The following is a 23,784-nucleotide window of genomic DNA, read 5'->3' on the forward strand; positions in this document are numbered from 1 at the left end:
GTTGAATGGATAAGTTATAATTAACCGTGTAAATTCAACAAGCAATAGAGCGTAAAAGAGTAGTTAGCCTTGTACAATCTGTTTGAGTATTTGTAGAAGTTATACAAGATAAATGAATTGAAAAATAAAGTGCTAGAAAATTCTTTACAACAAGCGATTAAAGTATACTCGAATGCCGATGGTGCATCGCTATACGTTGCTGATAAAATTGCGCAAATTATAAAGAGAAAGCAAGAGTTGGGAGACTTTGCTATCTTGGGATTAGCCACAGGATCTACTCCAAAAGGAGTCTATAAAGAACTCGTGCGCTTACATCAAAATGAAGGGTTGAGCTTTCAAAACGTAGTGACTTTCAACTTAGATGAATATTACCCTATGCATCCCGTAGAAGAACAGAGCTACGTGACTTTTATGCGACAAAATCTGTTTAATCACCTCGATATTCCTGCACATCAAATCCATATTCCTGATGGGACATTATCGTTGGAAGGTATACAAGCGTATTGTGATTTGTATGAACAAAAAATTAAAGATTTTGGTGGATTGGATATGCAATTATTGGGAATTGGTCGTAGTGGACATATCGGATTTAATGAACCTGGTTCATTGAAAGATTCCATGACGCGTTTGGTTAACTTAAACGATATCACAAGAGAGGATGCTTCGGATGACTTTGGAGGAAAAGATAGAGTCCCTACTCAGGCGATTACTATGGGAATTCAAACCATTATGCAAGCCAAACAAATATTTTTATTGGCCTTGAGTGAACGCAAAGCAGCAATCATTCAACAGGCGTTGAGAGGTGAAATTTCAGCGGAAGTACCCGCTACGTTTTTACAACAGCTTGAACATGTAGAATATATTTTAGATCAAAAAGCAGCTTCTTTGTTGTAAAATACCTTAGAAGAAAGAAGTTAATTGATTTATACCCGATACAAAAAGCGATGCATTTTATATGCATCGCTTTTTTTGTGGTTGAATAAGTGAATGATGTTGGTTTCTATACAAATAAATGGGGTACATAAGGTAAATGAAGCTTACGATTGCCTGTAATTGTCCATAATAGAACGAAAGAGTTCTGCATTTGAGGGCGGAGTTAATATAACAGCACTAATCTTTTTATTGACAATGTTTTGCAGGGAATCAAATGTCTTACCTCCTGTAGAGATCACAGGGAAATCGGGATGTTTTTGCTGTAAGTAATCCACAATTTGTAGGGTATTAGCACCTCCTGTGACATTAAAACAACTAACCCCAGCTTTAATACGCGCTTCAAAATCAAAATTTATCGTAGATACGCTGGAAATAATAGGAATGGTGAGTTGTTGTTTTAGTTTAGCAATATCTTCATTTTTAAAGGGTTGGTTTACAATCACAGCCGCAGCCCCATACTTTTGTGCTTCCATGGCAACTTCAATAGCAAAATCACCCTGCGTCATGCCTCCACCAATCCCACAGATCACGGGTTTATTGGAAAAAGAAATTAACGTTTTGATAATGCGTAAAGAAGGCGTAAAAGGATAAACGGCCAATAATGCATCTGCATCGTTATTTTCAATTAGTGCTAAGTCCGTCGAATACAAAATGGTCTTGATTCTTTTATCGTGAAGTTCAATTCCTTTGCACCATTTTGTAATGTGATTTGGTGTTGGAATTTTTGCCTTTTCTTTCTCAGGTGATTTCCAAAAAAGAAACAAGTCCCAAAAGCGCCTTTTAGGTGGTGGAGTGTTCCAAATAGAGTTTGTATGATTTGTCGTTGCCATCTTTCCTATACTTTTAAATCTAGGTACAAAGATGAAAAATCTGTCGAATTCGTCTGACTAATTGTAAGTAATCAAAAGGATCTTGTAATGAACTTCGAATTTTGTGTAACAAACGGCTATGTGTAATGAGCGGGTGGAAGTTGTTTCGATTGATGGAAACAAAAAGCGATTTCCACTAAAAGTTGGGAGTACAATAGCTGTTTTTGCCTTTTGTTAACGTGTAGATAGATGGATTATAGTCCTCTAAAGTATAAAAAAAGCCAAAATTAACGGTCTAATTTAATAGGTTTCAAGAAGTAGGGGAAAGGAATTGAGTCTGTCAATGTATTGAAAATTAGTTGTTTATTGTTTTTTTAGTAGATACTCAAGTACAATTTACTAGGTGTTAAATTAAATTAATTTAGAATAAATTAAAATAATATAAAGAAAACCGTTTTTCTTTTCAATTTGTGTTCTATATTTGCTTTGTTTATAACTAGTCTAAATTAAATTAATTATGAAAAAATACATTAAATCTGTTCTAGCGCTAAGCTTAGTAGCAGGAATGATTGCTTGTAGTAGTGACGATAACGCAAAAAAAGATCCAGATCCAGTTGGTCCAGAGGGACCTGGAAATGAAAAGGTAGAACGCTTTATTATCGCAGCATCCTCTCTAGAATATCAAGGAGTTGCCGATTATTTGCTGACCGTATCAGACGTGGAGAGTGGAAGCGTAAGTCTAAAGAACAACGGAATTGAGCAAGATGGAGTTTATCGTTACTACTTAACGACAAACAACAAATTCTATAGTTTGCTCTATGGTCAAGGTGAGGCAGGAGCAGTGACCGCTTATAAGTTAAACAAAGAGGGAAAACTTCAAAAATTGAACAATTTTGTTTCAGAAACGGTTCAAGTGTACGGAGCAGTGAACAATGATTTTGTAATGTGGAAAGTGCCGCGTTCTGGCGAGCCTATTGCGCCTTGGTGGATCTATAACACCGTATCAGATAGCTTTACAGCTGATGGAGTAATCAATACGGTTGATTTAGCCAACAATGGAGAAAGAGCTCATTTTAGCGGGTTAACACAGATAGGGAATAAACTAGTAGCTCCTTATTTTTCAATGCGCGGTATTTCAGGTGATGTTTGGGGAACATCATTCGCTAATACAGCATGGGCTGCAGTTTATTCCTATCCTTCGATGAAATTGGAAAAAGTTATCACCAGTGATAAGAGTTCATATATCGGAGCTTACTTCAAAAATGGATTGGTACAAGATGAAAATGGCGATGGATATGCTTACTCAAGTGCGAATGTAAAAGGTGATAGCGACCAATTGCTAACGACCAATCCTTCTGGTATCCTGAAAATCGATGGTAAAACATTGGAGTTTGATGATTCTTATTTCTGGAATATTGAAGAAGCAACAGGGGGGTACTTTGTGAATAGCTTTATTTATGCAGGTAAAGGAAACTTTATCGCTCGTTTACAAAACAATAAAGCAGCAGATGACGGAGATGTAAAATATGCAACACTGAATGTGTACAACAAAACGCATAAATGGATTACAGGATTACCTGAAGGAATTAAAGACTTAGGGTTTTCTGATAAAGGAAATTACGCTCTATTGGATGGAAAAACAGTGTATATCGGGGTGACTACTACCGAAGGAAGTTTCATCTACAAATTAGATGCCCAAGCTGCTACAGCGAAACGCGGTATTAAAGTAGAAGGTGGTACGATTACAGCGATTACCAAAATTAGTGCGGAATAACAAACCAAAGAAATACAAAAAAAGACAATCTACTTACAGGTTGTCTTTTTGTATTAGCCAAGTAAAATGTAAAGATGAAAAATATAATATTTGCACTTATTTTGGGATTGTTTAGCCTATTAACGGGATTCGCTCAAAATAAAGGTAGCCTAAAAGGAACGGTTCACGATACCCAAGGAGAGGTGATGATTGGCGCAGTGGTTGTCATCAAAGAAACCAATCAATTTGCACAAGTGGACGCCAAAGGTAGGTATGCCTTAGAAAAACTAAAACCACAAACTTCGTATACCGTTATGGTGAGCTATTTAGGCTATCAAACCTATACGAAAACCATACAGCTAGAACAAGAAGCTACCTTGGCGATTGTCCTCAAAGAAGAGAGTCGCGATTTGGATGAGATTAAGATTCACACCAAATCCAAAGCCGAACAGGTGAAGGAAAAGGCGTACAACGTCGCTGTTGTCGATGCAACCAAACTCCATATGCGCGCCATGGATATCGGGCATGCTATGGCTAAAACCAGTGGTATTAAAATTAGAGAAGAAGGGGGAGTAGGTTCTAATATGAATGTCTTTTTAAATGGCTATTCAGGCAATCAAATTAAGTTTTTTATCGATGGAATCCCCATGGATAATTTCGGATCGTCTTTTCAATTGAACAACATCCCCATCAACTTAGCCAATCGAATTGAAATATACAAAGGAGTGGTTCCTGTGGGACTTGGATCGGATGCCTTGGGTGGTGCGATAAACATCATCACCAATACCTACGATCAAACCTCTTTGGATATGTCGTATTCCTATGCTTCCTTTAATACCCATCGCAGCAATGTGAACTTTGTGTATGTGGATAAGAAAACGGGATTCTTTACCCAATTCAATGCGTATCAGAATTATTCGGATAACGATTACAAAGTAACCGTAGATATTACTGATGTCAATACAAATAAAAATTTAGGGGAGCGAAGAGTGAGACGCTTCCACGACAAATACCACAACGAGAATTTTGTGGGACAAATTGGTGTTGTAAAGAAGCCTTTTGCCGATCGTTTATCCGTGGGAATTACGTTGGGACAATCGTACAACGAAATACAAACAGGAATGCGCATGATTGCCGTTTATGGGAAAATTCATCAACGAGGGGATATTGTTATGCCAACGTTGGCCTATGAGAAAAAGAACTTGTTTACCGAGGGATTGGATGTGCGACTTAATGCAAATTACAATCTGGGAAGTGATCAGGTGATTGACACCATGCACAGACGCTATAATTGGTTGGGAGAGTATATTGATAAGGAAGAAAAATACGGATCAAAAGGAGGGGAACGCAACAGAACGCTTTATAAATTCAAGAACAACAACGGAATGGTAGCTACAGTTGTCAACTACAAATTGGGCGACAAACACAATTTTTCCCTCAGCAATACCATTAACTTTTTCAAGCGGATAGGGGAAGATGCAATGGATTTAGACGATATTATTAAAAATGCACCTTCTGGAACAACTAAAAATATTTCAGGCTTGAGCTATCAATTTACCCCAAGTACCATTTGGAGTGTTACCGCTTTCGGAAAGTATTACAACCAACACATTACGTATACGGATTCTTATAATCCCAGCGGAAAATGGGGAGACTATGTTTATGAGGACTATAGTGTAGATCACAACTACTTCGGTTATGGTTTTACAGGTTCTGTTTTTGTACTGGACGATTTACAGCTTAAAGCTTCTTTTGAAAAAAGTACGCGTTTACCAAGCGCAAATGAATTGTTTGGTGATAAAGTGAACCTTTTAGGAAATAATAAATTACGCCCTGAAATTAGCTATAACTACAACTTAGGTGTGAATTATAATTTGCGTTGGTCTAAAGTGAATCTTGTGAATTTTGATGTCAATGGATTCTTTCGGAATACCCAAGATATGATTGTCACTCAGCCAGGTGGAAATAACAAAACCTATCAAACAAATGCAAATTTAGCTTCTACTCGAAATACAGGAATTGAAGGGGAAATTCGATACTTCTACAAGAACAATTTTAACATAGGGATTACGGGAACGTATCAAAATTTAATCAATACCAACCGTTACGTAGATGGACAGGAAGAAATTAGTATTTTCTACAAAGATCGACTACCTAATATTCCTTATGTATATGGGAATGCAGATGTGAATTATACCCTTGCGAATGTGTTTAAAAACGATAATTTAACACTGGGATACTCCTTATTTTACACCAAATCTTTTTACCTCTATTGGCCTTCTGTTGGATCAAAGGTAGATGGGAAGTTTACAATTCCAGATCAAATTACCCATGATTTCGTAGCAACTTACAGTTTTGGAAAGGATAAAAATTATCAGTTTACCGTCGAAGCACACAACGTATTTGACAAAATGGTTTTCGATAATTTTAGCTTGCAAAAACCAGGGAGAAGTTTCAGCGGAAAATTTAGGTATTTCTTTTAAAACTAATCATTTAATTATTCATGACCAAAGCGGTACAAAGGCAACGGGACTTTGCCGCTTTGGCTCTTTTTTACTCCGATACGATTGACGCTAATCGCTTGACTAAAAATTATACACCTATGCATACGCTGCTTTTAACCTTAATGGCCTTCGCATTTTTTGCGCTTTACAACACCTCTTTAAAGGTGAAATACGAAAATCAATCCACCTGGACTATGTGGATTCGAAACCATAGAAGATCTGCCACTTCAATCGCTTATATTTTATTGGTTATCAGTTTGATTTTCTTTGTTTTTCTCGATGGTCTAGCCATCGGATCTTTTACTTTTTTTATTGGATTGATGTTCATCGCCTCCCTCATTATTGCGATGTATCCGCTTTTGTTGTTGCATCAAAAATACACCTGCCTTTTCGTAGGCTTGTGCCTCTTTTTTGAACTTGTTATTTTTTAATCCACTATTTCATGCCTGCCAATAAAAAACATTTAGAAACGTCTATTATACAACGCACGCTGAAAATAACTGCTGGTCTGATCGGCGGTTTTTTACTCTCCATGTGTTTTCATCTCTTTTGGATGTATTTTTTCTCACCCGAAACGGTATTTACAACAATGTGTGTTACCCATTATCTCTTGTGGGCCATTTTGTTTATGATCGCCTTTTTGTTTGATCAGGGACTCAAGGTTTGGGTGATCTATCTCAGCCTCAGCTTGCTGTTTTACCTGCCTTATTTAGTTGAATTCCTCCACTTTTAATTCCTCTTGTATTTACAATGAACGTCAAGAACTACAACCGATATTTCCATTTGCATACCATTAGTGGTATTGTTATTACCGTTATCCTTTATATCTTTTTCTTTGCAGGATCGTTTGCTTTTTTTAAGAATGAAATCAATAGTTGGCAAACCAATACCCCCAAAAAGAAGTACGAAGCCACAACGCTAAATTATACCGTATTACTCGATTCATTAGAGCAAAACTATGGTTTGTATGGACGCGATATCTCCCTGCGATTTTCTGAAAAAACACGTAAAGTAGGGGTGTCCATTTCTACCTCAAAAGACAGCTTGAATTCCAAAGCACAAGAGCGAAGCTTTGGTTCTTTTGATCCCGAAACCCTGCAAACGCAAGATTACAACCAAGGGTATGGGTTGGGAGAATTCTTATATCGCCTCCATTTTTTTGCGCAAGTCAATAGCTTGGGAACTGTGTTTGGCTGGCCCATTGGCTATGCCATTGCGGGATTTGTTTCTTTTTTCTTTCTATTCGCTTTAATCACAGGACTGTTGTTACATTGGAATAAAATTGTTTCCAATTTTTACGTCTTCCGACCATGGGAAAAATTGAAAACGGTTTGGACGGATTTACACACCGCATTAGGCGTAATCTCTTTTCCTTTTCAATTGGTATTTGCCATTACGGGATCCTACTTTTTACTCAACTATTACCTTGTGTCGAATAGCGTGACTTTATTAAAGTATCAGAATGATAGTGAGCAATTTAGCGAAGCGATGTACCCAAGTCGAGCAGAAGGTAAAACGATGGAATTTAGTGCAGTACCACTTGCACAACCACTTGCAGTACAATCCTATATCGATCAGACGTTAAGTCGTTGGCCCGATTTTATTATTACCTCCATCCAATTGAAAGCGTATGGTGATCAAAGTATGCGTGTTGTAATTGGGGGAAAAGCTCCTGGAGCAGTCAATTTTAATAGCAAAGGATCGTTAATCTACTATGTCGATAGCAAAGAAGTCGAAGAGCTGTATAACCCCTATGAAAATCCGGGCTACAACTATACCTTTTCCAATCTGATGTACGAATTACACTTTGGTTCGTTTGGAGGCTATGCCACGCGAATTGTCTATTTCTTGGTGGGAATAGCGGGTTGTGTCGTGATTATATCTGGTGTTCTAATTTGGTTAGTCGCCCGCGATAAAAAGGCAATTCCCGAGCGCAAACGCAAATTCAACTTTTGGTTAGCCAATTGTTATTTGGCGATCTGCTTATCAATGTATCCCATTACAGCACTAACTTTTATTGCGGTAAAACTCAACCCTGATGGCGGAAGAAACTTTATTTATGCTTTCTATTTTTGGGGGTGGCTTGCTATGTCACTCTTGCTGATTTGGAGACGAAACATTTATCAAACCAACAGATACTGTTTGTTAGCGGGAAGCATCATCGGCTTTATGGTGCCCGTGACCAATTATGTTGTGACAGGTAACTGGTTCTGGGTAACCTGGAAAAATCAATACTACGATATTTTACTTATCGATCTATTCTGGATTATCGTGCCTTGTATTACCTTGTTTGCGTGGAATAAAATTGGAAAAGGGAAATGAGAAAAGGGAGATGGGAAAAGGGAAATGGGAAAAGGGAGATTGGAAAAGGGAGATTGGAAAAGGGAAATGAGAAAAGGGAGATGAGAAAAGGGAGATGAGAAAAGGGAGATGGGAAAAGGGAGATGGGAAAAGTGAGATGAGAAAAGGGAGATGAGAAAAGTGAGATTGGAAAAGTGAGATTGGAAAAGTGAGATTGGAAAAGTGAGATTGGAAAAGGGAGATTGGAAAAGGGAAATGGAAACCGAAACGCAGTGTAGGTTCATCAAACACCAAAACAAATATACAAGGTGAGATAAAGGGGTGAACGTCCCTAAATAGAGTTGACCTCATAACCAACAAAGAGCAATGAGCAACCAACAAATCGAAGCGTAGCGTAGATTCATTGAACACCAAAATAAAATATAAACTAAGTGAGATAAAGAGCAACGAACAACGAGCAAATCAACCGTCAACTGTAAACTTAATTATTTATCATAGGATAAATAATTAGTCTAAGGTAACCTGTACTTTTGTCTCGTTATTTTTAACCTAAAAGATTGAAAGACAATGACAGACAAAACGTTCACTTTATCGCAAATTTTTCCAACCAAAACAAGAGTTAGACTCGTCTCGGTTTGGTTGATTGTGGTTTTATTTATGTTTTTTGGACAAAACCTCCTTAGTGATTCCATCACGGGAACAATTGCTTTAGGAACCTTTTTAGTTTTGCTTTTTACCATTATAGGAGCTGCTTTTGGTGTAGTCAAAGAAGCGGATGAATTAGCACATAAGCTAGGTGAACCCTATGGAACGCTTATTCTTACGCTTTCGATTGTTTCCATTGAAGTGATTTTAATTGCCGCGGTAATGCTAGGACCTGGGGAAAATCCAACTATTGGGAAAGATTCTATTTTTTCCGTGATGATGATAATTATGAACCTAGTGATTGGGTTGTGTATTTTATTAGGTGGACTGAAGTTTGGAGAACAAGAGTACAATGCACAGGGAACCTTATCGTATTTAGGCATGATTATCATGCTGGGAGGAATAGGTTTGTTATTGCCTAATTTCATTCAAGGAGCAGGTGGGGGAGCATTTACCTCTACACAAGCCCTTGTATTAGCTGGATTTGTTATCGTATTGTATGGCGTATTCCTGTTGTTTCAGATGAAGCGTTATAAATACCTCTATATTCAACCTAAAGCGGGGAGCATGGAGATTCGCTTTGCTCAGCATGATGCTGTTAATCAAAATGGAGGAGAGGGAACAGGAGAAAATGAATCCCTAGTTCATTCAGTTGAGCCCATCAATAAAAATGAAATTGTCATTCGTACCTTGATTCTATTGGGGATGATTTTGCCTATTGTCTTGCTATCACATCATATGGCTGTGGTTGTAGACTACGGAATCAAAGCCGCTAATTTACCTCCCTTACTAGGCGGTGTATTAATTGCAATTATTGTTTTTACCCCTGAATCTATGACGGCTGTAAAAGCAGCGTTAAATAACGAATTTCAACGAGCAATCAACTTGTGTCATGGTGCTTTTGTTTCGACTGTGGGATTGACGATTCCTTCGGTTTTACTTGTGGGGTTGATCACAGGGAAAACCGTGTTATTTGGAATGACGTCTACGGAAACGATCTTGTTTATTATTACGTTGTTGTTGAGCTTGATGACCTTTATGGGCAAACGAACAACACCTATTATGGGTATGATGCACTTGGTGCTGTTTGCCGTCTTTATGCTGTTAATTTTTAATCCTTAATATAAAAACGCAAAATGGAACACAAAAAAGGACCTGTTTCACAATTTTTGGAAAGTAATTTCTTGCATTTTAATGCTGCTTCAACCATCGATGCTGCCAAGGGATATGAGGCGCATTTAGACGCAGGAGGAAAAATGCTAGTCTCTTTAGCAGGGGCAATGAGTACGGCTGAATTAGGAATATCCTTAGCAGAAATGATTCGCCAAGGTAAGGTTGATATCATCAGTTGTACTGGAGCAAACTTAGAAGAAGATATCATGAATCTCGTGGCGCATTCCCAATATAAAAGAATTCCCAATTACCGCGATTTAACCCCACAGGATGAATTGGATTTACTCCAAAACAAATACAATCGCGTAACGGATACTTGTATTCCAGAAGAAGAAGCTTTCCGCAAAATTCAACATCATATAGAGAAAATATGGAAAGATGCAGAAGCTAATGGCGAGCGTTATTTTCCGCATGAGTATATGTATAAATTGTTGTTGAGTGGTGTCTTAGAGCAAGACTATGAGATTGATCCCAAAAACTCGTGGATGTTGGCTGCTGCGGAGCGCAACCTGCCGATTGTCGTACCAGGATGGGAAGATTCAACCATGGGAAATATTTTTGCTTCTTATGTCATCAAAAGAGAACTGCAAGCTTCTACTGTAAAAAGTGGTATTGAATATATGGTGTGGCTAGCGGATTTCTACGAGGCAAATGCCGTAGGACATGGTATTGGCTTCTTCCAAATTGGCGGGGGAATTGCTGGTGATTTTTCTATGTGTGTAGCACCTATGCTCGTTCAAGATTTAGAAAAAGACAACGTATTAAAATGGAGATACTACTGTCAAATTACCGATTCTACTACTTCGTATGGATCGTATTCGGGTTGTATTCCCAATGAAAAAATAACTTGGGGTAAACTCGATGTTGATACGCCAAGCTATGTCATCGAATCGGATGCAACCATTGTTGCTCCACTTATATTTGCTTGGATCTTAGGTAAATAGTTTAATTCTTTACCAGTAGTTTGCTCCTATGCGCAAGCTACTGGTTTTTTAGTTGTAAAGCCTCTTCTTTTTGCCAATGGAAGTGCATAATTATCGCAAAAAAAGGCTACATTAGTTCTTCATGTTAAAGGAGAAAAAATCATGGCAATAAAGATTTATCCTGAATACCCACTTGACGAACTCGAGCAACTGATTATCAATGGCAATAAGGTACCCTATGGGGAATTTTTAATTTATGGCGATTTAGTTCAATCACTGAGTGAGAGTGAACACGATTGGTATGTGTGGTATAGTCTGCGCTTGCCCTTTCACGATAATACCAGAATTAAGCGCGCAAAAGCCGATGCAGAACTCGATTTTATTATCGTTTCTCGATTTGGAATTATTGTACTTGAAGTGAAAGGGGGCAATGTCGTGGTTGATCAAGGACGCTTCTGTTTTAAAGATGGCGATCATACGAAATGGTTGCCACAAAACCCATTTGAACAGGTAAAAGGGTATAAGTACACCCTGATGAATAAAGTATTTCCAAACTTTAAACACGTGCAATTTTGTGAAGCTGTGGCCTTTCCAACGACAAAAATTGCTATCGAAAATACCATTTATGACAAGAATCTGATCTACAGTGATTATACTCGAAAAAAGGAGTATCACAACATTGAGAAGTTTCTCATGCATATTTACAGCTATACTCGAAAGAAATTACAAAGTGTACACCCCATTACCTTTAGGAGTTTAAAAAACAACGACCTAAACTATATTGTAAATACCTTTAGTCCGAAAGTACAAGACACCAATGTTTTTGCGTCTAGAAATTCATTTCAGTGGCTCAAAGAGCGAAATTTAGACTATTTGTATTCCCTTTCGGAGAATCCACGTTTAATGATTGAGGGATCACCGGGCACTGGAAAAACGACTATGGCGATGGCCTATGCGGAGATGCAAGTCGAACGCACCGGAATTTACCTGTGTTGGAACTCCTTGTTATGTGCGTATAATCAGCAGCGTTTTAACGAGCGAAATGTACGCATTGAATGCATGACGTTTAAGCAGTTGATCGCCAAATACCATCCCAAAGCAAACGAAAAAGAAATCTTTTATTTAAAACCGTTGGCTTGTGCGCAACTGGTAAAGGAAACCCTACAGCATTTAGAAGAACACAATCAATTGCCAGACTATGACTATATGATTATTGATGAGGCCCAAGATCTCTTGGATCGAAATTTAGCCTTGCTGATCGATAAGCTCTGTGGTGATGGAGAAGGGTTAACGCAAGGTAATGTCATGTTGTTGTATGATTTAGATCAGAGTTTCTCTCTATTTGGTCGAGATGTAACGGAATATGCCTACTTTTTAAAGGATTATTTTACTCATTTCAGACTGCATAAAATAAGACGAAGTGCCCAGAAATCGCAAATCCGTCAAATTGCGGAACACATTCAAGAAGCACCTGAAGAATGGGAAGAAGTAACCGACCACCAACAAGAATACGACGAAATTGAATTGCGTTCGTTTGCTGAAGTAGAAGCCTTGAAAGACGCCATGAAAACTATTATTGATAGTATTAACGATCCGAGTTCCTCTTTGATCGCGGAAGATGTGATCGTTTTGGTACAGAGCAAAGTATGGCAACGTCGAAACAACGTCGCTGATTTAATTGTCGAATTGGAAATGGAAGAACTAACGCCAGATAAGCTCACGTTAGCACCAAGTGTATTGCAATATACAACGGCGCTGAAGTACAAGGGATTAGAGCGTAGAAATGTCATCCTAATTGTCGATAAACCCGATCAATTTACTCCTTTTGAATGGTATGTGGGCTGTACACGTGCCATTGACAATCTAAGTATTTGGCAATTGCATCCTTACCAAGAACACGAGGAAGACTAATATGCAATAGACCACCTCATTCAATAGATAAAATGACAGCTGTTGAGTTTGAAAATCAATAGTTTGGAAAAAGTACTTTTTCCAAACCATTGATTACTATATTTAATAATGAAGTTAGTGTTTAAAAACGGTCAACCCTATTTAGGGACGTTCACCCCTTTATCTCCCCTTGTTTATATTTGTTTGGGTGTTTGATGAACCTACACTGCATTTCGGTTTCCCATCACTCATTTTCCATTTCTATTTTTCGCTTTTTGACGGAGAACATACAGGTATAAACTTTCTGTTTTTTCTCTAGCCCAAGGGGTTTTTCTCAAAAACTTCAACGAAGAGTTAATGCTGGGATCATGCGTAAAACAACGAATGTTGATCTCCTTGCCCAAACCTTCAAAGCCTTGATAGTAATCGACTAATTCTGTTAGAATATCCACGAGTTTCTTTCCGTGTAAGGGATCTTTTGACGTTTCCATAGGACCTGTTTTCTGCAAAGATACCGTTTATTCTTGGTGTAGTGGGGATTAAACCTCCCAAATAGCTGTAAATAATAAGGATTAGAAGGCAAAAATAAACATTTTGAATCTGTTCTTCCCTTGCTAAGGTGATCGCTCCCCAAAAAAGCCAAGCCAAAAAAGGGAAAGAGGAAGTTTTCCTTCGTTTTATAAAAATGCCATAACAGTATAAGTTACGAAAATATTTTGAGTATAAAGCTGTTAAGTATCATCTCTTTACAAAAAAAATAGAAGGAACTTTAACTAAACAAATAATTTAGCTATGAAACAAAGAGTGCCCGTCTCACAAATTATGACAAAGGTATTAATCGCTGTACCCACGACGAAAAAAATAAGCGAAGTAAATCAATTATTTAACGAGTACAATATTCGACATATTCCCGTAGTAGAAGGAGATCAGTTGGTGGGGATTATTTCGAGTAATGACATTTTAAAAATTGGTTATAGTACAGCAGAAATGGATGTGGAAGCAATTAATGCCATCTATGATGCGTACAAACTAGAAGATATTATGACCGCTAATCCCATCGTAGTAGACGATGAAATAACAATTAAAGAAGTAGCCGAATTATTAGTTGAACAACAATTCCACTCATTACCAGTGGTGGACAAAAACAAAGCCTTGGTTGGAATTGTTACCACAACAGACCTCATTAATTATTTAATCGCTCAGTATTAACGATGGATGAGTTTTGCTTTTTAGCCTTCTATTCTTTTGAGTAGAAGGCTTTTGTTGTTTGGCTTTTATCTCACCTAATTTATATTTTGTTTTTGGTGTTCGATGAATATATCTCACTGATTTTATATTTTGTTTTAGTGTTCGATGAATATATCTCACTGATTTTATATTTTGTTTTAGTGTTCGATGAATCTTCACTTCGTTACGATTTTCACTTCGTTCCGATTTTGCCACGCTACGATTTGCTGTCAACCGTCAACTGATTAACCGTCAACTGTGCACAATCCACTCAAAAAAATACTACCTTTGTCGTTCACCAAGAAAAAAAAGAATGAATTCGTTTGTTGCGCTAGACTTTGAAACGGCTAATCAACATAGAAGTAGTGTTTGTAGTGTTGGATTAGTATTTGTTGAAGACAGAAAAATCGTAGATAAATACTACGAATTAATTAAACCAACCCCTAATTTTTATAGCTATTGGAATACCAAAGTACACGGATTAACGCAAAGTGATACCGCTCAAGCTGCGGAGTTTCCTGAGCTATGGGAATACTTACTCGATCGCATCAAAGATTTACCTTTGGTGGCGCACAATAGCGCTTTTGATCAGAGCTGCCTCAAAGCGGTTCTAGCGAGCTATAATCTACCGATACACCAGAATCCATTTTATTGTACCTTTCGCAAATCAAAGAGTCTATTTCCTTCTTTGCCAAACCACAAACTCGATACTGTATCTCAATACTTGGGATTTAAATTAGACAATCACCATCATGCTTTAGCTGATGCAGAGGCTTGTGCGCATATTGCTTTACAGGTATTTTAATGCTAGTTCAAATCAAATGGACTATTTAATTGTTGGAGATCCATGTGATGTCCTGTAATGTACTAACTAAGTTGTAACGAAATTTCAGTTCCTGTTTGCGGATTGGATAAAATGCTAAGCTCAGCTTCAATCAGTTGGGCTCTTTCTTTCATGTTAGTTAATCCAATTCCACGATGGGCAGTACGTTTAAATCCTTTGCCATTATCTTGAATCTTAAAGAGGATGTTGTGTGCTTCTAAGCTGATCTTCAACTTGCATAAACTCGCATTGGCATGCTTGTTTACATTCTGAAAGGCCTCTTGGATAATCTGATAAATATTTACTTTTTGTACGGTGGTTAAGTGTTCTAATGATAAATTGGGTTCAAAGAAAATAGAGAATTTTGTTTTGTTTTTATTAGACTGTTTACTCACCAGTTCAACGAGTAATTTTTCAAAAGATTTGTCCTGAAAGATTTGCTGCTGCGCAAAGGAATGCGAAATATTGCGTACCTTGTTTTCTAATTGAATTAATTCTTCAACTAACATCCCCTTGAGTTTTTCATTGGGATCCTCCAATAACTGCGTATTAAATCGCAACGTAAAAATACTGTTAATTACACCGTCATGCAGATCTTTCGCAATGCGATTGCGTTCTTTCAATATGGAGCTATTCTCAATGGTATTATTTTCCACAAGTAGATTTAAAATCTGTTCGTTTTTTGACTTTTGACTATTGGCATGTTCCAATTCTCTATTTTTGTTTTTCAAGCGAATAAAGATCAATCCAAAGAGTAAACCACCAATAGCTAAAAGAGCGGCTAAGGAGATGGAATAAATTTTTTGTTTGAGGGCTTCATTTTCTTTGGCAATCATCAAGGTTTTATACTCAATTTTTGCAAAACTCTCTTTCGTTTCTTTTTCTTGTTCTTCAATGAAATACGATAAATCGATAAGTTCCTGTATGCGTGCTGGTGTTTGTTCAGATGGAAAGAAAGTAAGCATACTCTCAATCATGCCTTTTTTCTGCTTGTATAGCTTGCTTTGATCAGCCAACTGATAGCCAGTATAGAGCCATTCTAAGGCAGCTTCAGGTTGTTGATCATCCAATAATACAATTGAAATTAAATCACAAATATCAATGGCATAGATGGAGTGATTTAATTCCTTGAAGATCGTATAGGATTCGATGAGATTTGGGATAACATCTGTTTTTTTGCCTTGAAGGTATAGCGTATAGTAATAGTTTGCATTAATCAAAGCATAGAGTTGAATGGGGTTATCTCCTTGTTTAAAATGGGCTAAGGCTTCTAGGAAGTAGTGTTCTGCTTGGTCGTATTGTTCTAGCTCCAAATAAGACATCCCAATATTACCTAAGAGATTGGATATTGCCATATGATAAACTTCTGCTGGGATGAGCTTGTGTTGCCCCTCATCGTTCTTTAGCTTCTCGTAGATGTCAAATAACATTGCTAATGCCTCTTGATGTTTTTGGGAGATAACTAAGAAAAAGGATTGCAGTTGATTGGATTCGATATAAATGGAACTGAGTGGAGAGTTCTTTAAAATACGCAACGATTTGTATAATTTAGCTTCAGACTCATTGTCAAATCCTACATTATACAATAGACGTGCTTGATAATAAATATTTTCTGCTAGTGCTAAACTATCTCCACTTTTAGCATATAGCGGTTCTGCTTTTAAGTAAAAAGAATAAACACTGTCTAATTGTTCATTGTCGTGATAAAAAACAGCCGCATTTTCGTATAAACGCGCTAGGCGTATATAGTCTTTGGATTTTTTAGCATCGCGTTCAACTAGGTCGTATACACTAAAAAAAGCAGAGGCATTACCTGCCCAACGCAGTTGATTTACAATACTATCTAGGTAAAGATGGTGTTCTTGTGTTTGGGGTAATTCAAGGATTTTAGTTACATCTGCTTCATATTTTTTAAAGATTTCTTCTTTTTGTGCTGGTGTTCGCTTAATTGCATATAAATTATCAATATCCGTTTGATAGGCCATTTGATCGCGATGGCAACTACTGATTAGTAAAAGCAGTAAAAAAAAAGTACAGTATCGATAAAACAAAGCAGAAGTGTAAAACATAAAGTAAGTGGTTTAAGGGAGGATGTTGTATTTGTTGTTGTATTTAGTAGCTTGTATTTTCAGATTAGCTCTTGGGGAGCTGAATGGTAACTAAGGTGTATTGACCAAGTTCAGATTCGATTTTTAGCTGTCCTTTATGGAGCGAAATAATCTTATAGGCCAAAGATAAACCCAGTCCCGTTCCTTGTATGCTAAACGCATTGGACGAACGATAGAAAGGAAGAGTTAGTTTTTCAATGTCTTCTGCTTTGATGCCAATGCCTTGATCTTTGACCTGAATAACAATCGCTGTAGGCGTAGTATCCAGAATGACGTCAACCTTTTGATTGTGGGAAAATTTATCGGCATTGAGAATAATATTAGAAAGAGCTAGACTAATCAGTTGTGCATTTCCATTGATGTGAACGTGATGAAACTCTTCCGTAGTATTGAAGATGAGATTCACTTTTAGCTTGCTGTGATGTAGTAGGAGATTGTCCAACGTATTCCACCAAAACGTTTCAAAGTGAATGGGCATTAAAACATGATTATTTTGATCTAACTTGGCTAATGTTAGTAAATTATTGAGAATCTGATCCGTGTTTAAAGTATGTTGTATAATTGCTTGTAGAGCCTGTTGGTAAGCTTCGGGCTCCCGTTCTTGACTTAGGGCAATTTCCGCTGTTCCTAAAACAGCAGCAATAGGGGTTTTTAATTCATGTGAAGCATGGGCTACAAAAGCTTTTTGGTTTTCGAAGGATTCGTGTAATCGTTCAAATAAGGTATTAATGGCTTCACTCAACGTTCGAATTTCATCTTTGGACATTTCAGTTGTAGAAATCGGTTCTGCTAAGGTATCAACATTTCGCGATTGCACGTGTTGAATGATATTCTTAATCGGGTTGAGGAAGCTTTCCGCAAATAAACGCGAAAGAGCAAAAGTAATCAGTAGGGCAATCAATAAGCTGATTAACATAATAGAGCGCAATTGTTTGAGCGCATCTAATCCTGTCTGATCTACAGCCTTAGCCATGACGATATAGTCACCTGAATTATCTTTGTACAAAACGCCAAAAACATAGTCATCCCCTTGTTTAAACCAAACCTTGTTGTCATGGACAACAGCTTCCAAAATGGCTTTATCCCATTTCAATTCGTTTTCTTCAATAAAAATAGGATTAAAATCAAGCGTGTAGATACGGATTTGCTCTTTTGGCAATGTGCGAGGAAATTTTCGCAACACTTCTTGGAACTCTGCAAAAGTAAAATTGTCTTCAGCTAAGTAGTTATGTCCCACAATATACGCGCGATCTTCCAATTGCTTAAAGAAATTTTTTTGCCAGTGGTTGGCCACAACAAAATAAATAGCGACAAGGACAATAGAAAGCAGAATGGCAAATAAACCTAAGAATTGAAGAGATAAGCGGGTGCGAATTTTCATTACAACTAGTTTTTATATGCAGCCTTGTATCGATCTTGAATTGATCTTGGATCGGGATGATCCTCAGAAAGCAAAAGAGCGTATACTGTTGCATGTGATGAACCATTTATAGCGATACAAGGGTATTGAATTGCGTCTATAAAGGTATTTTATTATTTAGAATAAAGAAAGGAAGTGCCGCTTGTTATTTATAATTGTTTTTTTGTATTATAAGGAAATTCGGGAAGGCAAATAAGAGGCAAGTAAATAGACAAGTAAATAGACAAGTAAATAGACAAGAAACGATGAGGTGAAATCGATTGTTTTAAGCTGCTGTTTTCTGGAGGAATTAAAGAGTTAAACACCTGTATTTAAAATCAAAAAAGCCACAGTGCTAAGAGTACTGTGGCTTTGTATAATTTTGTTCTGCTTCCAATTGGAAACCTGTAAAAAAACCTTATTTTTTAGTTCGAACCTCTTGCGCTTCGTATTCATCTTGATCAGCAACGAAGATTTTGAATCTTACTTCATATTCTTCTGGAACGTAGATTACAATTGGCATTCTACCATTGTAACGCGCTGTTTCAGGTTGAGCGGATACGAATAAATGACGTTTAGGAGCATCTGGACATCCCATTTGTGTAGAGAAGACATCTCCTTTGCTCGTAAATACGTAGTAATCATACCCCCAACCTTGTAGGTCTTTTTTCTCTAAAGTTCCCATTAAACCATAGTTGTTACAACCATCAACTTCCATCATCTTACCTACCGTAAACTCGATTTTTTTATTTGCATCTTGTTTAGAATGGGGTACTTCAATTACCATTTGCTTGTATCCTTTCTCCGGTTTTGGGAAAATAGAAACATCTACTTTTTGTGCCATAGCTCCTGTAGTTAAACTTAAAAAAACAAGGAATAATCCGATTACTTTTTTCATGCTAAATTTTGTTATTAAGAATTAGTTCGATAAAGTTACTAATTTAATGGTGGATGACTGAATTTTTAGTAAAAAATTAGGGTTTTACCTTTCTTTGTTTTCATTTGTCTCCGTTGCGGCATCGCTAAAGGACACGTGAAAATGATGGAGTTCTTCAGCAAAGGAATACGAAATAGTCCAATGGTGTACTTTGCAGATTTCCTGTACAATAGACAACCCCAATCCCGTGCCGTTTTTTTCTTCTGTAGCCCGATTAAAGCGCATAAAAATGCGATCTGAATCCAAGGCAACCGCTCCTGTATTGGATAGTTGAATACCTGTAGCATCTAGATTTAAGTGAATACGTCCACCTGAAGGTGTGTATTTGATTGCATTGGTGACTAAATTGCTAAATAGGGATTCCAATAGGGTATAGATTCCCTCCACATTGATTGTAGCCTCTATTTTTTTGGTCAATAACACCTCTTTTTCCGCCGCTAATTCTTCGAAAAACATCCACTGAGAAGAAAGCAGTTCGGCCAAGTTAATCGGTTGAAAATGTTGAAAGCGATTGTTTTCAATTTTCGCCAAAAGCAATAGGTTTTTGTTGAGTCGATTGAAACGCGAAGACACGTTGTATAGCGACTGTACCAAGTGCATCTGCTTTTGGGTTAGGTCCGTATCTTGTAAGAGCAAGTCCAATTGAGAGCGAAAAACAGCCAAAGGAGTTTGCAGTTCATGGGATGCATTGTCTATAAAAACACGTTGCTGCTTATACACCATAAGGTTGTTGGCAATTAGATGCTGTAAGTTGGTATTGAGTCGGTTGAATTCGAGTATTTCAGTTGGTTCAAAAGCAGGTACATTGCCTTTCTCTAGGTTGTAATGTTCAATCTGATTGAGGGTTTGATAAAAAGGCGCCCACAGTTTTTTTGCTAAAAATTGCTGAATGAATACCGTAGACAAAAAGAAAATCAACACAATCAACCCATATTCATAGAGCAGCGTATGAAGCAAATCTCCTGGTTCTACCATGGCAATTCGCGCCAGTAAAATATAGGGTTGTGACTCTATTGTGATCGGTGTATACAACGTTCGGTAGCCCACTTCATAACCTTCTGCGGGATTAAAAAAGGAAATGAGTTGAGGTTGGTTCACCACAATAGATGCATCCGGTGGAATGATCAGCAAATCGTAGTTGTATCTATTCCAAATCTCTATTTCGGGAATCGTAAGTTCCTCTAAGTAGTTTTGGGTGAAGTCATGGGTGCGATACTCAATTAGTTCATCCAAATCTTCGGCATAACAAAACTCCATGACCCAATAAAACAAAGGAGCACAGCCTATAAACAGCAGTCCCGTGTACAGGATAAAATAACGTTGATACGTATTTAATAAGCTTTTCATTCTTCGATCCATTGATAACCAATTCCGTAAATTGTTTTGATGGTACCCTCACATTGATGATCCTGTAATTTGGCTTTTACATTTTTAATATGAGCATACACAAAGTTTTGATTGTCTAACATATCAGCCATATCACCTGAAAGGTGTTCCGCAATGGCATTTTTTGACACCACGCGTTTTTTGTTTCCAATCAGGAATAACAGTAAAGCATATTCCGATTTAGTCAACAAAACGGGGGTATTATTTACCGTTACCTGTTTGCTCAAAAGATTAATAGTAACATTTCCCGATTGTAATTCGTTGGTTGCCGTTGCCAATCGACGTCGGAGTTGGGCGTGAATGCGAATGCTCAATTCGGGAAGAGCAAAGGGTTTAGCCAAATAATCATCGGCACCTAATTCGAGCCCCTGAATCTTGTCTTCTAAGGCATTTCGAGCCGAGATAATCAAAATAGAACTATCTATTTTTAGCGCCTTGATTTCTTCCAAAAGCAAAAGCCCATCTCCTCCAGGTAGACCCAAATCCAACAGAATACAATCATAGCTGTAGAGCTTCAGTTTTTCAAGTGCCTCTTGATAGGTAAACGCTTGTTCACACAGGTAATTTGCCTCTAAAAACTGCGCCATATTATGGGATAATTCACGCTCATCCTCAATGAGTAAGACTTTCATACAAACTAGATTTACAACAAAGGTATCCTATAAATTTATAGAAATTTTGAATTTCTTGTTTCATTCTTTTTTTTATTGAAGAAAGAAGTGAAAAAAGTTTAAAATTCAAAATTTCTACAAAATGAGGTGGTCTATTTGTAGCTGTAAACTGCGCATTATGTGTCGCAGTTAGTTGTAAAAATCAAGATTTGTATGAAACGTTTTACTTCCCTTTTTTCTTCCCAATCCACTACATGCCTAACCTTGATGTTGACCACCGCAAAGCGATTTATCACGATGGCGCTGGTGCTTGGTTTTAGTCTTCGCTTGGTTTTAGCCTTTACAGTCAAAGAGGATTTAACTGCTTTATCACTTTTTAAACTTCTCGTATTGGGATTGATCAATGATGCTTGTTTTACTTGGATCATCGGTTTTTTTATTTGGTTGGAACTCATTTCCGTTTCGCAAGCAAAATACAAAAAGCCTTGGGGGTATTTTATTTTTGGAACCTACCTTGCTTTATTGCTGTACGTGTGTTTTTTCAATACCATTTTTCACGAATACGGCAATGTCGTTCCAACGATTGCCCAGGGATTCTTTTTGTTTAAAACGGTGAGTTTTGGCTTGCGTTTTGCGTTTCCGAAACTCCGTGCTACATGGAGCTATAGTGTATATGTACTGCTGATCTTTATTTATGCTGTTGTATTGATTCAATTTTTAACACTAGGCGAGTATTTATTCTGGGATGAATTTGGTGTGCGCTACAATTTTATTGCTGTGGATTACTTGATTTACACCAATGAGGTCGTGGGAAATATTGCAGAATCCTATCCAATTAAAACGATTCTTTTTGGCGTGGGGGTATTGGCGAGTGCGATGACCTATCTTATCGTATATGGGAGCAAACAAGCCTTTGAACAACCGATAGCATCGAAACAAAAAGTAGGGGTAAGCCTCGGGTATTTTATCCTTGCACTTGGAAGTATAGGCATGATACAGTATACCACGCGTTTTCAATCCACTGAGAATGTATATTACAATGAGTTGCAAGCCAATGGAGGCTATAAATTTTACCAAGCTTTTTGTAGCAGTAGCTTGGATTACAACCGTTTTTATGAAAAAATAGACGAGGAGAAAGCCCAAGCGTTAATCCATTCGATCTATCAGAGTCAAGGGCCAAACAATCAACAACATATTGTGGATTCGCTTCCCGAGATCAAAAAGAATATTGTTTTAATTACCGTAGAGAGTTTAAGTGCTTCGTTCATGGAACGCTATGGAAATACGGATCAAATTACACCAAATCTCGATCAAATAGCCAAGGAAGGTTTGGTATTTGACAATCTATTTGCCGTGGGAAATCGCACAGTGAGAGGACTAGAAGCTGTAACGCTATCGCTACCACCTAGTGCTGGAGAAAGCATCGTTAAACAGGAGAATAATTCAGATTTGTTTTCCATGGGAAAACTATTGAAATCAAAAGGATATACCGTACAATATCTCTATGGGGGTGACAGCTATTTTGACAATATGAAAACCTTCTTTGGAGGAAATCACTATGAGATTATCGATAAAAGTGCCCTAGATAAAAGTGAAATTACTTTTAGCAATATTTGGGGTGTATGCGATGAGGATATGTTTGCCAAAGCACTAAAAATATTTGATGCAAATAGTAAAACAGGACAACCGTTTTTCAGCCATATTATGACGGTCAGCAACCACCGACCTTATACCTATCCCGAAGGGAAAATCGAGGTTGCAGGTGAGGCACAATCCAGAGATGGCGGAGTAAAATACACGGATTACGCCATCGGAACGTTTATCGAAACGGCCAAAACAAAACCGTGGTTTAAAGATACGGTATTCGTTATTATTGCCGATCACTGTGCATCGAGCGCAGGAAAAGCAAGCTTGCCCTTGGAGCGCTACCACATTCCCGCTGTGATTTATGCCCCTGGATTTATTGCACCCAAAGCGGAAGAGCGTTTGCTTTCTCAGATTGACGTCATGCCAACGCTATTGGGATTGTTGCATTTTTCGTATGAATCTCAATTTTATGGACAAGATATCTATAAACCTCAGTATAGCGAACGCGCCTTTATCGCTACCTATCAGAATTTAGGGTATTTGGAAAACAATATACTGACCGTGCTATCACCCAATCGCAAAGTGGAGCAGTTTCAGGTAGAAAAGAATAATCAGGAATATCACATGCAACCCAAAAAAGAATTGGATAAGCGACTGGTAGATAAAGCGATAGCAAATTATCAGCTATCGAGTAGAAGTGAGGGTTAACAGTTAACGGTTAACAGTTTACAGTTAACTGTTTATGTGACAAATCGAAATGCAGTGAAATCTTCAC

Annotated in this window: 19 protein-coding genes; 12 read left to right on the forward strand and 7 right to left on the reverse strand. The window is 37.6% G+C overall.

Annotation, left to right across the window (positions count from 1 at the left end; all coding sequences use genetic code 11):
* Positions 1 to 117: 117 nt before the first annotated feature.
* Entirely contained in the window at positions 118 to 894 is a 777-nt protein-coding gene (gene nagB, locus ACPDHL_RS10395; protein ID WP_430532701.1) for a glucosamine-6-phosphate deaminase, read from the forward strand.
* Between the two features lie 143 nt (positions 895 to 1,037).
* On the opposite strand, the gene ACPDHL_RS10400 is transcribed toward nagB, so the two are convergent.
* Positions 1,038 to 1,763 carry a hypothetical protein gene (locus ACPDHL_RS10400; protein WP_430532702.1) on the reverse strand — a complete coding sequence of 242 codons (726 nt, stop codon included), beginning with the start codon at positions 1,761 to 1,763 and terminating at the stop codon, positions 1,038 to 1,040.
* 496 nt (positions 1,764 to 2,259) lie between these two features.
* Here ACPDHL_RS10400 and ACPDHL_RS10405 point away from each other — a divergent pair, with 496 nt between their 5' ends.
* From ACPDHL_RS10405 to ACPDHL_RS10440, 8 genes are all read left to right on the forward strand, one after another.
* Complete coding sequence (locus tag ACPDHL_RS10405) at positions 2,260 to 3,516, forward strand: DUF4374 domain-containing protein (RefSeq protein ID WP_430532703.1); 1,257 nt, start codon at positions 2,260 to 2,262, stop codon at positions 3,514 to 3,516.
* A 74-nt stretch (positions 3,517 to 3,590) separates the two neighbouring features.
* Entirely contained in the window at positions 3,591 to 5,978 is a 2,388-nt protein-coding gene (locus tag ACPDHL_RS10410; protein WP_430532704.1) for a TonB-dependent receptor domain-containing protein, read from the forward strand.
* Between the two features lie 20 nt (positions 5,979 to 5,998).
* Complete coding sequence (locus ACPDHL_RS10415; protein ID WP_430532705.1) at positions 5,999 to 6,430, forward strand: hypothetical protein; 432 nt, start codon at positions 5,999 to 6,001, stop codon at positions 6,428 to 6,430.
* An 11-nt stretch (positions 6,431 to 6,441) separates the two neighbouring features.
* Positions 6,442 to 6,732: a hypothetical protein gene (locus tag ACPDHL_RS10420; RefSeq protein WP_430532706.1), complete on the forward strand. Its 291-nt coding sequence runs from the start codon at positions 6,442 to 6,444 to the stop codon at positions 6,730 to 6,732.
* Between the two features lie 17 nt (positions 6,733 to 6,749).
* The gene (locus ACPDHL_RS10425) at positions 6,750 to 8,321 is read left to right on the forward strand and encodes a PepSY-associated TM helix domain-containing protein (protein ID WP_430532707.1); all 1,572 of its coding nucleotides are present in this window, start codon (positions 6,750 to 6,752) and stop codon (positions 8,319 to 8,321) included.
* A 546-nt stretch (positions 8,322 to 8,867) separates the two neighbouring features.
* Positions 8,868 to 10,067 (forward strand): calcium:proton antiporter, encoded by a 1,200-nt coding sequence (locus ACPDHL_RS10430; RefSeq protein ID WP_430532708.1) that lies wholly within the window; start codon positions 8,868 to 8,870, stop codon positions 10,065 to 10,067.
* Positions 10,068 to 10,081: 14 nt separating this feature from the next.
* Entirely contained in the window at positions 10,082 to 11,062 is a 981-nt protein-coding gene (locus tag ACPDHL_RS10435; RefSeq protein ID WP_430532709.1) for a deoxyhypusine synthase family protein, read from the forward strand.
* A gap of 141 nt (positions 11,063 to 11,203) precedes the next feature.
* The gene (locus tag ACPDHL_RS10440) at positions 11,204 to 12,952 is read left to right on the forward strand and encodes an NERD domain-containing protein (RefSeq protein WP_430532710.1); all 1,749 of its coding nucleotides are present in this window, start codon (positions 11,204 to 11,206) and stop codon (positions 12,950 to 12,952) included.
* Positions 12,953 to 13,179: 227 nt separating this feature from the next.
* Here ACPDHL_RS10440 and ACPDHL_RS10445 read toward each other — a convergent pair whose 3' ends face one another.
* On the reverse strand, positions 13,180 to 13,422 hold the full coding sequence (locus ACPDHL_RS10445) for a VF530 family DNA-binding protein (RefSeq protein WP_430532711.1): 243 nt from the start codon (positions 13,420 to 13,422) through the stop codon (positions 13,180 to 13,182).
* Between the two features lie 301 nt (positions 13,423 to 13,723).
* On the opposite strand from ACPDHL_RS10445, the gene ACPDHL_RS10450 reads away from it, so the two are divergent.
* Positions 13,724 to 14,140, forward strand: a complete 417-nt coding sequence (locus ACPDHL_RS10450; protein WP_430532712.1) for a CBS domain-containing protein — start codon at positions 13,724 to 13,726, stop codon at positions 14,138 to 14,140.
* Between the two features lie 331 nt (positions 14,141 to 14,471).
* Positions 14,472 to 14,963 (forward strand): 3'-5' exonuclease, encoded by a 492-nt coding sequence (locus ACPDHL_RS10455; RefSeq protein WP_430532713.1) that lies wholly within the window; start codon positions 14,472 to 14,474, stop codon positions 14,961 to 14,963.
* A 62-nt stretch (positions 14,964 to 15,025) separates the two neighbouring features.
* On the opposite strand, the gene ACPDHL_RS10460 is transcribed toward ACPDHL_RS10455, so the two are convergent.
* The 5 genes from ACPDHL_RS10460 to ACPDHL_RS10480 all read right to left on the reverse strand — a co-directional run bounded on the left by ACPDHL_RS10460 (position 15,026) and on the right by ACPDHL_RS10480 (position 21,443).
* Complete coding sequence (locus tag ACPDHL_RS10460) at positions 15,026 to 17,050, reverse strand: sensor histidine kinase (RefSeq protein WP_430532714.1); 2,025 nt, start codon at positions 17,048 to 17,050, stop codon at positions 15,026 to 15,028.
* Between the two features lie 64 nt (positions 17,051 to 17,114).
* Positions 17,115 to 18,470 carry a sensor histidine kinase gene (locus ACPDHL_RS10465; RefSeq protein ID WP_430532715.1) on the reverse strand — a complete coding sequence of 452 codons (1,356 nt, stop codon included), beginning with the start codon at positions 18,468 to 18,470 and terminating at the stop codon, positions 17,115 to 17,117.
* A gap of 436 nt (positions 18,471 to 18,906) precedes the next feature.
* On the reverse strand, positions 18,907 to 19,386 hold the full coding sequence (locus ACPDHL_RS10470) for an ecotin (protein ID WP_430532716.1): 480 nt from the start codon (positions 19,384 to 19,386) through the stop codon (positions 18,907 to 18,909).
* Between the two features lie 84 nt (positions 19,387 to 19,470).
* Positions 19,471 to 20,772: a sensor histidine kinase gene (locus ACPDHL_RS10475; RefSeq protein WP_430532717.1), complete on the reverse strand. Its 1,302-nt coding sequence runs from the start codon at positions 20,770 to 20,772 to the stop codon at positions 19,471 to 19,473.
* Positions 20,769 to 21,443: a response regulator transcription factor gene (locus tag ACPDHL_RS10480; protein WP_430532718.1), complete on the reverse strand. Its 675-nt coding sequence runs from the start codon at positions 21,441 to 21,443 to the stop codon at positions 20,769 to 20,771. The genes ACPDHL_RS10475 and ACPDHL_RS10480 overlap by 4 nt, the downstream gene beginning before the upstream one ends.
* A 192-nt stretch (positions 21,444 to 21,635) precedes the next feature.
* Between ACPDHL_RS10480 and ACPDHL_RS10485 the strand changes: the two genes are divergently transcribed.
* Positions 21,636 to 23,717, forward strand: coding sequence for an LTA synthase family protein (locus tag ACPDHL_RS10485; protein ID WP_430532719.1), 2,082 nt, complete (start codon positions 21,636 to 21,638; stop codon positions 23,715 to 23,717).
* Positions 23,718 to 23,784 lie beyond the last annotated feature (67 nt).

The organism is Myroides sp. C15-4, assembly GCF_050522745.1.
Classification (GTDB): domain Bacteria; phylum Bacteroidota; class Bacteroidia; order Flavobacteriales; family Flavobacteriaceae; genus Flavobacterium.

Excerpts from the sequence above, each read along its gene's own strand:
- ACPDHL_RS10400 (WP_430532702.1), bottom strand. The coding sequence starts at position 1,763 with ATGGCAACGACAAATCATACAAACTCTATTTGGAACACTCCACCACCT.
- ACPDHL_RS10405 (WP_430532703.1), top strand. The coding sequence starts at position 2,260 with ATGAAAAAATACATTAAATCTGTTCTAGCGCTAAGCTTAGTAGCAGGA.
- ACPDHL_RS10410 (WP_430532704.1), top strand. The coding sequence starts at position 3,591 with ATGAAAAATATAATATTTGCACTTATTTTGGGATTGTTTAGCCTATTA.
- ACPDHL_RS10415 (WP_430532705.1), top strand. The coding sequence starts at position 5,999 with ATGACCAAAGCGGTACAAAGGCAACGGGACTTTGCCGCTTTGGCTCTT.
- ACPDHL_RS10420 (WP_430532706.1), top strand. The coding sequence starts at position 6,442 with ATGCCTGCCAATAAAAAACATTTAGAAACGTCTATTATACAACGCACG.
- ACPDHL_RS10425 (WP_430532707.1), top strand. The coding sequence starts at position 6,750 with ATGAACGTCAAGAACTACAACCGATATTTCCATTTGCATACCATTAGT.
- ACPDHL_RS10430 (WP_430532708.1), top strand. The coding sequence starts at position 8,868 with ATGACAGACAAAACGTTCACTTTATCGCAAATTTTTCCAACCAAAACA.
- ACPDHL_RS10435 (WP_430532709.1), top strand. The coding sequence starts at position 10,082 with ATGGAACACAAAAAAGGACCTGTTTCACAATTTTTGGAAAGTAATTTC.
- ACPDHL_RS10440 (WP_430532710.1), top strand. The coding sequence starts at position 11,204 with ATGGCAATAAAGATTTATCCTGAATACCCACTTGACGAACTCGAGCAA.
- ACPDHL_RS10445 (WP_430532711.1), bottom strand. The coding sequence starts at position 13,422 with ATGGAAACGTCAAAAGATCCCTTACACGGAAAGAAACTCGTGGATATT.
- ACPDHL_RS10450 (WP_430532712.1), top strand. The coding sequence starts at position 13,724 with ATGAAACAAAGAGTGCCCGTCTCACAAATTATGACAAAGGTATTAATC.
- ACPDHL_RS10455 (WP_430532713.1), top strand. The coding sequence starts at position 14,472 with ATGAATTCGTTTGTTGCGCTAGACTTTGAAACGGCTAATCAACATAGA.
- ACPDHL_RS10460 (WP_430532714.1), bottom strand. The coding sequence starts at position 17,050 with ATGTTTTACACTTCTGCTTTGTTTTATCGATACTGTACTTTTTTTTTA.
- ACPDHL_RS10465 (WP_430532715.1), bottom strand. The coding sequence starts at position 18,470 with ATGAAAATTCGCACCCGCTTATCTCTTCAATTCTTAGGTTTATTTGCC.
- ACPDHL_RS10470 (WP_430532716.1), bottom strand. The coding sequence starts at position 19,386 with ATGAAAAAAGTAATCGGATTATTCCTTGTTTTTTTAAGTTTAACTACA.
- ACPDHL_RS10475 (WP_430532717.1), bottom strand. The coding sequence starts at position 20,772 with ATGAAAAGCTTATTAAATACGTATCAACGTTATTTTATCCTGTACACG.
- ACPDHL_RS10480 (WP_430532718.1), bottom strand. The coding sequence starts at position 21,443 with ATGAAAGTCTTACTCATTGAGGATGAGCGTGAATTATCCCATAATATG.
- ACPDHL_RS10485 (WP_430532719.1), top strand. The coding sequence starts at position 21,636 with ATGAAACGTTTTACTTCCCTTTTTTCTTCCCAATCCACTACATGCCTA.